The sequence below is a fragment of the uncultured Caballeronia sp. genome, assembly GCF_964243625.1.
In the GTDB taxonomy this organism is placed as follows: Bacteria; Pseudomonadota; Gammaproteobacteria; order Burkholderiales; family Burkholderiaceae; genus Caballeronia.
The window spans coordinates 1-9,113 of the sequence record NZ_CAXTGZ010000219.1; the positions used below are offsets into that span (position 1 = coordinate 1).

The following is a 9,113-nucleotide window of genomic DNA, read 5'->3' on the forward strand; positions in this document are numbered from 1 at the left end:
GACGCGGCACGCACTGCTCATAGGAATGGCGCTGAGCGTTCCCTTGGCGGCTTATGCACAAAACGGGAACTCCGTTGCGCCGGCCCGTCCGGGTTCGGACAGCCAGGCAGCGCCCGCAGCGAGTGGTGCATCGCCGGTGTCGGCGGCTTCGTCAAGCTCAGCGAAAGACAAACTGTCGACCATCGACCAACAATTCGTTCAGGATGCCGGCACCGCGGGTGCCACCGAAATCGCGGCCAGCAAACTGGCGCTGTCGAATTCGTCCGATACACAAGTAAAAGCCTTCGCTCAGCGGATGGTCGCGGATCACACACGTCTCTCGCGTTACCTCGATGCCGCAGCCATGCATCACGGCATCACGGAGGCGCCGAGCGCCGATGCATCGGTGACGGGAAGCCTGGAGACGCTGCACGGCGCCGCGTTCGATAAAGCTTATATCCAGCAGGTCGCGTTGAACGGGCATCAGAAGGCGATCACGGTATTCAGCACGGAAAGCATGAAGGGCAACGACGCACTGCTCAAGAACACGGCGGCCAAGGCGCTGCCGATCATCAAGCACCACTACGCCATGGCGCAGCAACTCGCCAAATTGAAGGGCATCGCATCATGACCGCCGTTCCGGGAAGGTTTGTTCTGCACGATCAGCATCCCCGGCCGGCCTATGAGGATTCGACCATGCACATCCAGTTTGCCGACGACTCCCCCGTCTACGACGGTGATGATTTTGCGCTGCACTTCACGGCGTTGGTCGACTCCGACCCCGTGGTGTGTTCCATTTCTGCAGAGGCGCTCGAAGATCACTTCGGCGCCGCTTCCGCGAGAGAGGAAGACCTCATGAATGCGTACGAACAGGGCCGCGCCCGGATTCGTTCGGTGTGTGCGGAAGCGCTCGATCGCAACGGCGGTGACAGTGTCGTGCTGCGTAGCGGCTTGTTTCGCGTCGCGGGCATGGAGCCCGAATGACGGTTTGCATCGCATGTAGTTGCGCATGTTCGATTTGATCCGATTCAACGTTTTCTGGAGGTCCTTATGTCGCTGATCATCGCTGGACGATTTCAGACGTTTCCAAAAGCCGAGGCCGCGGCACAGCGCTTGTTCACGCGCGGTTTCGTTGAGGAAGACGTCACGCTTTTCTACGTGTCCCCAAGCGGACAACACTCGCGGCTGAACACCGGAGGAGACCACAACGCAAATGCCGGCGCGAAGGATTCATCGAAGGGTGCGGGTAAAGGTGTCACGATCGGTGCCGTGATCGGCGCGATCATCGGCGCGGCCATCTTCCTCGTGTTCAAGGCCCCGTGGCTCGCTGCGGTCGTCGCAGCAGGCGTGGGCGCTTATGTGGGTTCGCTGGCCGGCGCCATGTCTCACGCCAAATCAGGCAAACGCGCGCCGCAAGATGAAACAAGTTCCGATAACCACGGCTCGGCCAATGCAATCGACGCACGCCAGTCCGGCGTACTGGTAGCGGTGCACTGCTCGCCTGAGCAGCAGAGTGAAGCCGCATCGATCCTTCGCGATGCCGGCGGCATGGAAGTCGAACGCGCTTCGGGGCAATGGAGGAACGGACGCTGGGCGGACTTCGACCCGGTCAAGCCGCCCGAACCGGTGCAGGAATTCGCTGAACGGCGCGCATAGAAACGTGCGTTTGGTTTCACGGGCCGCCGCGAGTGTATGCACCGCTGGCGGCCTTTCTTTTTCTACCTCGGCACTTTGTTCAGGCACGCCCGTTGCGACTGTACAAAGACCACGGTCCGATGGGAAATTGCAGAACCATCCTTGCAAACCCGGCCGCGGGCCATCTTCGATAACTCACAGGAGGTTCATATGAGCACGAACATCGTCTCGGTACTCAACGATCTGATCGAAACGTCGAAAGACGGCGAAAAGGGCTTCAGGAAGGCAGCAGAAGACACGAAGGACGCATCGCTCAAGCAACTGTTCGCCGGCCGCGCAGACGACTGCGCACGCGGCGCGACGGAGCTTCAAGGTGTGGTTCAAGGACTTGGCGGCAAGCCGGAAACGGGCGGTACCGTGGGTGGCGCTCTGCATCGCGGATGGGTGGACGTGAAGGCGGCTATGAGCCACCGCACGGACCACGCAATCCTTGACGAATGCGAGCGCGGTGAAGACGTCGCGAAAAAGAATTATCGCGAGGCGCTGGACAAGGAACTACCCGCCGATGTTCGCGCGGTCGTCGAACGCCAGTACCAGGGTGTGATCCAGAACCACGATCGCATACGCGATCTCCGCAACCAGTACGCAGCGGCTGCGAAGTCGTAATTCAAGCTTGTTGTGATGTACGGCGAAAGCCGCTGCGCTTGAAAGCGCAGCGGCTTTTTTTATTGGCGTTCGGTGAAACGAATCAGCCAACAAAAAACCCGCCGGCAAGGGCGGGTTTGGTGCTGCAAACTCAAAGCAATCAATCAGTGCGGCGCGCCCTTGTCGTTCGTGCCCATGGCGGACGCCGCGGCAGCCGCCGACGCGCCGTGCAGACGCGACTTCTTGTCCTGCTGGTGCAGCGTCGTCCCGCCCATGCCCTTCTTGTGCATCTTCATCGTTCCGTCCGGAGCGGCCGTTGTCGGGTCTCCCGGCGCGGCATTCGGACCGCCCGAATTACCGCCACCCGCTCCACCCGCGCCCGCCGCACCCCCGCCCGATTGAGCCATCGCGGGGCCTGCCAATGCAAAAGCGAGCGCGCCGAGCAAAGCAAACTTTTTAGTGTTCTTCATGGTCATCTCCAGTTCCTTGTAAGCCGGACGTCTACAGTAAAACCTGTGCGCCCGGACGTTGAGTTACTTATTCGTACTTCTGATCAATTGTGTCCAGCGTGAAAAATTTTTCGATAAAACCAGAAAAGAGGCGGACGGCTCTCAGCCCGCCCGCATCTCTCAGTGAGTCTTATTGAACGACCTTCAAATGGTTCTTGACCGAGTCGACACCGTCGACCTTCGCCACGACTTCTTCAGCGCCGCTCTTGTCATCGGCCGTCGGCACCGTGCCCGTCAGCGAAACAACGCCCGCACGCGTCTTCACGTGGATATGCGTGGACTTGACGTTCTTCGCGCCCAGCAACTCGGCCTTGACCTTCGTCGTGATTGCAGAGTCATCGACCTTCGTGCCGATCGACGTGGAAGCACCTGTTGCATGCGTAGCGGTCTGTGCGTTGACATTCAGCGCAAACACGACGCACGCGATACCACCGGCTGCTTTCAGGAATTGGGTCGACTTCATAGAGATTCTCCTTCTTATCGAATTAAGAGGACGGCGGAGTCCGCTGTCCCGATTGATCGCAGGCCGCCTCGTACGGCCGCAGCTTCTTGCTGCACTAACCTGCTCGGTTCATACCGGCTATGCCAAAGCACTACCGGTAGCGTGATAAGCACCGCAAGTAGCGTGCCGGGACGCTTGCGGCGATCGGCAAATGTGACCCGGACTAAACCCTGAAAACCCCATGCATCAATGCGCACCGCACGATTCATACGTGTGATGTTTGCGTCCCGGCAGCCACGCCCTCTCAGTCTTCAGGACCACCGCGCTTTGCCGATGAGCGTGTAAAAAGTGCGCGAATTAGTCCCTGAACAAGAATAAGACGGGCAACATCCATGCGAAAAATCTCTTTCGGATCGTGCACTCACGCACGTTGCATGATGGCGATCACTCGCATGGCACGAGTGTTGCTCCTAGAGGACGCACGAAAGATCCAACATTGAGGAACAACACGCAATGCCGCCTTCCCTCGAACTACGTACCAAACAAAGTCTTGCGCTCACGCCGCGCCTCCAGCAATCGGTTCGTCTGCTGCAGCTTTCGTCGCTCGAGTTTCAGCAGGAATTGCGCAACGCGCTCGATACCAATCCCTTCCTCGAGTACGACGAGACGCAAGCGGAAGACAACGCGCTTTCCACCGACAACGGCAGCTCCCTGAGCGAGACGCCCTCCCTCGGCGAAGCCACCGCACCGGTCGACGCACCCATGGCCGCCGAGAGCAGCAACGATGGTTCGGACAGCAGCGATTCGCAGTCGCACGAGGACTCCATGAGCGAGTTCTCCTCCGATCCGTTTGGCCGTACATCGACACGCAACAACGGCGATGGAGACGGATCCGATCCCGCGGATTGGGTTCGCATCGAACCGTCTTTGCATGAAACGCTTCACGACACCCTGCGGCTTTATCCAATCAACGATCGCGACCGCGCGGTGGCGCAACTGATCATCGAAGCACTCGATGACGACGGTTATTTGCGTCAGGATTTGCAGGAGTTGTCCGAGCTCGTCGATATCGAACCGGCATTGTCAGAAGCCGAATTGAACATCGCGCTGAAGCTCGTGCAATCGCTCGATAAACCCGGTGTCGGCGCACGCACGTTGTCCGAATGCCTGCGTCTGCAACTCGATGCACTCGACGCGGATACGCCGGGACGTGCCGTTGCGATCGAGATCGTGATGCATCATCTGGAACGGCTCGCACGCCGTGAGCAAGCCGAGTTGCAAAAGAAGATCGGCTGCAGCGCGGACGAACTGCGCGTGGCTTGTGCGCTCGTGCGCAAGCTCGATCCGAAGCCAGGTTCGAACTATGGTGCAGCAGAAGACAACTACGTCGTTCCCGATGTGATCGTGCGCCAGGTCAAAAAGAACTGGGTCGTGACGATCAACCCGGCGGTTCTTCCGCGCGCCCGTATCCACCGCATGTATGCCGAGCTGTTCGCGCAATCGGCTGGTGCAAGCCGTTCACCGCTCGCCCAGCAACTGCAGGAAGCACGCTGGCTGATCCGCAACGCACAGCAGCGCTTCACGACCATTCAGCGCGTGGCGGAGTGCATCGTTTCACATCAGAAGGCGTTCTTCGACTACGGCGAAATCGCACTCAAGCCGCTCGTCCTGCGCGATGTCGCCGATGAGCTCGAACTCCACGAATCGACCATTTCACGCGCGACGGGTAACAAATATATGTCGACGCCGCGCGGCATTTTCGAGTTCAAGCATTTCTTCCCGCGCGAGTTGAGCACGGAAAGCGGCGGTACGTGTTCGGCCGCTGCCGTGCGCGCGTTGCTGAAAGAAATGATCGCGAAGGAGAGCAGCAGCGAACCCCTTTCCGATGTCAGCCTCGCGAAGATGCTCGCGGATCAGGGTGTGATCGTTGCGCGCCGGACAGTGGCGAAGTATCGCCACCTGATGAAGGTGCCGCCGGCCGAATTGCGTCGCGCATAATCTGGTTTTCCCGGTCTGAACCCAACGCCTTTGAAATAATTCAAGGGCGTTTTTTATCGCCAGCCGGAAACGTGTTGCCTGCGCCTGCGTCCTGCCGTTGCCGATACTTCCGCGCCGAGCAGGAACACCGCCGCCGAATAGTACAGCCACATCAGGATGATCGCGAGCGACCCCGCCGCGCCGAACGTGTTGGTCATGCCCGCGTGTTGCAGGTAGAACGCAAAGAGGCGTTTGCCGCACTCAAAAAGCAACGCCGCCGCCGAGGCGCCCAGCGCCGCGTCACGCCACTGCATGCGCGAGCTCGGCAGGAATTTCAGCAGCACCGCAAACGCCAGCATCATCATGAAAAGCGAAATTGCGCGTTGAGCAACCGCCGCAATCAGGAACGATGGACCGCTCGTACCGAGCACCCACTGTCCGACGAGGACCACGGCGGCATCGAGTATGAGGAGCGCCACGATCAGCAAACCCGCGCCGACCACGAACGCGAACGAGATCGCCCGCACGCGCAAGATGGCGAGAATGCTGTCGCGTGTGCTTGACACGGGTGCCGGCCAGATCACGTTGAGCGCCGTATGCAGCGATGAAAATGTCGCCGATGCCCCGACTAGCACGCCCACGCCGGAAAGAATCGCTGTACGCGTGGCGATATCCGCGTGCCACGCGTTTGCGACGATCGCTTCCAGGCCATGCGCCGCGTCCGCGCCCACGACACCCGCGATCTCGCCAAACAGGCGCCCTTGCACCGCGTCCGCGCCAAAGAAAATACTCGCGACCGCGATGATGATGACAAGCGATGGCGCAAGCGAAAACGCCGCGAAGAATGCGACGGCCGCAGAAAACATGACGCAATGATCCTGCGACCATTGGACGATCGGCTCCTGGATCCAGGACCAGAAGAATTTCAGCCTTCGTTCTTTCGGTTTGGTGGTTGCCGTGGTCAAACGCGCGCTCCCGCAGATGTTCTTTTTCCGCGATGGTAGCGCGTAATCGTCGCTGGGCGGTCGTTCGGGCTTTGCCTGACAACGCTGATTAACAGGCACAAAGAAAAACGGCGCACCCTCGGGGCGCGCCGTTTTCCATGGAACCGCGGAAATTACGGCTCTTCTTCCTCGTCGTTGGCCGGGTCGGCGGTTTCATCGTCGATTCCACGGGTTTCGTCTTCGACCTCGTCAGGCAGGATGTCCGAATCGAGTTCGAGGTTGTTGTCCCCGTCCGCCGATGCCATCTCGCCCGTTCCGTTTCGATCCGTGTCGCTGTTCAGCTCCGCTGCGGACTGGCCGATCGCATGCTGATCGAGTTCGTCTTCGATATCACCTGGATACCGCTTTTCGCCTTGCACATCCGATCCGCTATCCGAGGAATCGCTCGGCCCCAATGCGCCGGTTCCATGGCCCTTCCCAACTTCCACACCACCTTCTTCGTCCGGATCCAAAGTGCTTCCACTCATGATGACCTCCTGATTGCGTGTATGCATCGACGCAAAAGCCGTTCCGCGTGCACGCCGACCGCAAATAAAAAACCCCGCGCCGGATGAACAGGCGCGGGGCTTCACCGAAAGAGCAAGCCATTCAACTCGATACGCGCGCCGGTCGCTTAGCTTCGGAAACCTGGCGCACCGTTTTCTTCGTCACCGATGCAGCCGTCGCCACACTGCGCAAATCCTGCAAGAAGGAGTCGCGCCAGACGGAAAGATTGTTCTCGCGCAACGGCGCCATCATGTCGGTGTGACGGGATTGACGCTCGGCGAGCGGCATCGATAACGCCCGTTCCAGCGCTTCCGACATCTGCGACAGGTCGAACGGGTTGACCACGAGCGCGCCCGGCAGCTGGTCGGCCGCGCCGGCAAACTGCGACAACACGAGTGCGCCCGGGTCGGCGGGGTCTTGCGATGCCACGTATTCCTTTGCAACGAGATTCATGCCGTCGCGCAATGGCGTCACATATCCCACTTGCGACAGACGGAACAGCGCCATCAGCAAGTTCCGGTCGTACTTGCGGTTCAGGTACTGAATCGGCGTCCAGTCGAGTTGTGCAAAGCGGCCGTTGATCCGCCCCGCTTCGCCTTCGAGATTCTGCCGGATGCGCTGATAGGTCTGCACGTCGGAGCGCGTAGGCGGCGCGATCTGCACCATCGATACCCGTCCATGCCAACCCGGCGCATGAAGCAGCAGGCGCTCAAAGGCCTGGAATCGCTCCGCCAGCCCCTTCGAATAGTCCAGAAGATCCACGCTCATGATCAGCTTGCGGCCGCGCAGGCTGTCGCGCAGGCTCTTGACCGGCTTGCGATTGGAAAATTGCTCGGCGATCTTCGCGATCGCATCCGGATAAATGCCGATCGGATACGCGCCGACCTTCAACATGTGCCCATGCGCCTGCAACATGCCGTCTTCGCTGAGATGCCCGAGGTGGCCGCGTTCGACGTAATCCACAAACGACTGCTTGTCCGCCTCGGTCTGGAATCCGACGATGTCATAGCTGCACATCGCCTTGATCAGCTCTTCGTGCGGCGGCACGGTGCGGAGGACTTCAGGGACTGGAAACGGGATGTGGAGGAAAAAACCAATTGGATTCTTGATGCCGGCTGCGCGGCATTCCTGCGCGAACGGCAGGAGGTGATAGTCGTGGACCCAGATGATGTCATCGGGTTCGAGCAGCGGTTTCAATTGCAGTGCAAGGTTTGCATTGACCCGGGCGTAACCGGCGTATTCCTCGCGATCGAACCGCGACAGGTCATTCCGATAATGAAAAGTCGGCCATAGGGTCGCGTTCGAGAAGCCGCGGTAGTACTGGTCATAATCGCGCCGCGTCAGTCCGACGGTCGCATACGTGACGTTGCCGCGCTTCTCCACCACTGGCGCCGATGCTTCCCCGACAATCTCGCCGCTCCAGCCGAACCACACACCGCCTGTCTCCTTCAGCGCGTCCAGCACGCCGATCGCCAGGCCGCCTGCAGCAGGCTTGCCTTCCTGGATCGGCGCGACGCGATTCGATACCACGATCAATCTGCTCATTACAGCTTTACCTCATCAGTTGTCGTTGCTCGTTCGAATTGATCGGAATAGCAATGCAAGACACGTGCCGTTTTTACAATCTGGAAAATAAAAATTGTGTATAAATGTGACAAACGAACGAAAACACGCGGCAAGGGCGTGTAGCGCAGAAGATTTTGGTGGGAGGCCAGCGCGCTCGACACGCCTTGCTTATCGCTCTCAGGCGTCCTGTTCCGAGCCCAGATCGCGCTGATAGTCGATGCCTTCCTTGCGTACCCCGCCCTGATTGTGATCGCCGTCAGGCGGCGTTCCCGGCGCTGGCCGGTTCTGTCCGGCGGGATCGTGTGGCGTCTGGTCGGTCGTCGCATTCGGCGCCGGAACCTCAGGCTCTGGCGGCATTGCTGATTTGAGTGAGTCGGCGCGTGCCTCACGGCGAGACGTATGACGCGCGGAACGGCGCAGTGCGGGATGTCTCATGGATGCCTCCAGGAAGAAGGCCGTCGGAGCGTTAAGTCGGCGGCGAGTCGCTAAAAAAGCAGAATTAATGACCTTGGATAAAATACTAACGAGGTCATTGTTACCTCGTGCGTTGTAATGCCTACAGCGTGTTGGAAAATCCTTCAAGCAATTCGGCGCCGCGTCGTATCAATGAAACGTGCTGGACATGTGCGGTGTTTCGTTCGGTCCCGGCGGTGGATCGCCTATCGGCTGGCTAGGCGGTGACGGCGGCTCGCGGGTCGGATCGGGAACGGTGTCCGGCGGTTCCTGCGGGGACGGCGGAGGCGGTTCCGGTGTGAACGGCGGATCAGGCGGTTGCGGCGTCTGCGCGCGCAATGGGTTTCGAGACGAGGTGAGATCGGTCATGGCGCGCTCCCTGGATCTTATGATGGTGACACTCGTACGGTCCTGATG

At 59.8% G+C, this 9,113-nt stretch carries 12 protein-coding genes; 5 read left to right on the forward strand and 7 right to left on the reverse strand.

Annotation, left to right across the window (positions count from 1 at the left end):
- The 4 genes from ACFFAR_RS16175 to ACFFAR_RS16190 form a co-directional block, all read left to right on the forward strand.
- Positions 1 to 610, forward strand: a 610-nt coding sequence (locus ACFFAR_RS16175) for a DUF4142 domain-containing protein (RefSeq protein WP_375508124.1), incomplete at its 5' end; no start/stop codon positions are given.
- Entirely contained in the window at positions 607 to 963 is a 357-nt protein-coding gene (locus tag ACFFAR_RS16180) for a DUF1488 domain-containing protein (RefSeq protein ID WP_375508125.1), read from the forward strand. The genes ACFFAR_RS16175 and ACFFAR_RS16180, both read left to right, overlap by 4 nt.
- A gap of 66 nt (positions 964 to 1,029) precedes the next feature.
- Complete coding sequence (locus ACFFAR_RS16185; RefSeq protein ID WP_061998930.1) at positions 1,030 to 1,635, forward strand: hypothetical protein; 606 nt, start codon at positions 1,030 to 1,032, stop codon at positions 1,633 to 1,635.
- Between the two features lie 189 nt (positions 1,636 to 1,824).
- A complete protein-coding gene (locus ACFFAR_RS16190) occupies positions 1,825 to 2,280 on the forward strand; it encodes a PA2169 family four-helix-bundle protein (protein WP_075359576.1) in 456 nt (151 codons plus the stop codon).
- Between the two features lie 143 nt (positions 2,281 to 2,423).
- On the opposite strand, the gene ACFFAR_RS16195 is transcribed toward ACFFAR_RS16190, so the two are convergent.
- Both ACFFAR_RS16195 and ACFFAR_RS16200 read right to left on the reverse strand, forming a co-directional pair.
- Positions 2,424 to 2,729 (reverse strand): hypothetical protein, encoded by a 306-nt coding sequence (locus ACFFAR_RS16195; protein ID WP_174364395.1) that lies wholly within the window; start codon positions 2,727 to 2,729, stop codon positions 2,424 to 2,426.
- A gap of 169 nt (positions 2,730 to 2,898) precedes the next feature.
- On the reverse strand, positions 2,899 to 3,231 hold the full coding sequence (locus ACFFAR_RS16200) for a BON domain-containing protein (RefSeq protein WP_061998928.1): 333 nt from the start codon (positions 3,229 to 3,231) through the stop codon (positions 2,899 to 2,901).
- 492 nt (positions 3,232 to 3,723) lie between these two features.
- On the opposite strand from ACFFAR_RS16200, the gene ACFFAR_RS16205 reads away from it, so the two are divergent.
- Positions 3,724 to 5,208, forward strand: a complete 1,485-nt coding sequence (locus tag ACFFAR_RS16205) for an RNA polymerase factor sigma-54 (protein ID WP_061998927.1) — start codon at positions 3,724 to 3,726, stop codon at positions 5,206 to 5,208.
- A gap of 53 nt (positions 5,209 to 5,261) precedes the next feature.
- Here ACFFAR_RS16205 and ACFFAR_RS16210 read toward each other — a convergent pair whose 3' ends face one another.
- The 5 genes from ACFFAR_RS16210 to ACFFAR_RS16230 form a co-directional block, all read right to left on the reverse strand.
- Complete coding sequence (locus tag ACFFAR_RS16210; protein WP_375508126.1) at positions 5,262 to 6,152, reverse strand: YihY/virulence factor BrkB family protein; 891 nt, start codon at positions 6,150 to 6,152, stop codon at positions 5,262 to 5,264.
- 152 nt (positions 6,153 to 6,304) lie between these two features.
- Positions 6,305 to 6,661 carry a chemotaxis protein gene (locus ACFFAR_RS16215; protein ID WP_174364237.1) on the reverse strand — a complete coding sequence of 119 codons (357 nt, stop codon included), beginning with the start codon at positions 6,659 to 6,661 and terminating at the stop codon, positions 6,305 to 6,307.
- Between the two features lie 118 nt (positions 6,662 to 6,779).
- Positions 6,780 to 8,222, reverse strand: coding sequence for an alpha,alpha-trehalose-phosphate synthase (UDP-forming) (otsA, locus tag ACFFAR_RS16220; RefSeq protein WP_375508127.1), 1,443 nt, complete (start codon positions 8,220 to 8,222; stop codon positions 6,780 to 6,782).
- 198 nt (positions 8,223 to 8,420) lie between these two features.
- The gene (locus ACFFAR_RS16225) at positions 8,421 to 8,678 is read right to left on the reverse strand and encodes a hypothetical protein (RefSeq protein ID WP_061998925.1); all 258 of its coding nucleotides are present in this window, start codon (positions 8,676 to 8,678) and stop codon (positions 8,421 to 8,423) included.
- Positions 8,679 to 8,846: 168 nt separating this feature from the next.
- Positions 8,847 to 9,065: a hypothetical protein gene (locus tag ACFFAR_RS16230; RefSeq protein WP_075359579.1), complete on the reverse strand. Its 219-nt coding sequence runs from the start codon at positions 9,063 to 9,065 to the stop codon at positions 8,847 to 8,849.
- Positions 9,066 to 9,113: the final 48 nt, after the last annotated feature.

Excerpts from the sequence above, each read along its gene's own strand:
- ACFFAR_RS16180 (WP_375508125.1), top strand. The coding sequence starts at position 607 with ATGACCGCCGTTCCGGGAAGGTTTGTTCTGCACGATCAGCATCCCCGG.
- ACFFAR_RS16185 (WP_061998930.1), top strand. The coding sequence starts at position 1,030 with ATGTCGCTGATCATCGCTGGACGATTTCAGACGTTTCCAAAAGCCGAG.
- ACFFAR_RS16190 (WP_075359576.1), top strand. The coding sequence starts at position 1,825 with ATGAGCACGAACATCGTCTCGGTACTCAACGATCTGATCGAAACGTCG.
- ACFFAR_RS16195 (WP_174364395.1), bottom strand. The coding sequence starts at position 2,729 with ATGAAGAACACTAAAAAGTTTGCTTTGCTCGGCGCGCTCGCTTTTGCA.
- ACFFAR_RS16200 (WP_061998928.1), bottom strand. The coding sequence starts at position 3,231 with ATGAAGTCGACCCAATTCCTGAAAGCAGCCGGTGGTATCGCGTGCGTC.
- ACFFAR_RS16205 (WP_061998927.1), top strand. The coding sequence starts at position 3,724 with ATGCCGCCTTCCCTCGAACTACGTACCAAACAAAGTCTTGCGCTCACG.
- otsA (WP_375508127.1), bottom strand. The coding sequence starts at position 8,222 with ATGAGCAGATTGATCGTGGTATCGAATCGCGTCGCGCCGATCCAGGAA.
- ACFFAR_RS16225 (WP_061998925.1), bottom strand. The coding sequence starts at position 8,678 with ATGAGACATCCCGCACTGCGCCGTTCCGCGCGTCATACGTCTCGCCGT.
- ACFFAR_RS16230 (WP_075359579.1), bottom strand. The coding sequence starts at position 9,065 with ATGACCGATCTCACCTCGTCTCGAAACCCATTGCGCGCGCAGACGCCG.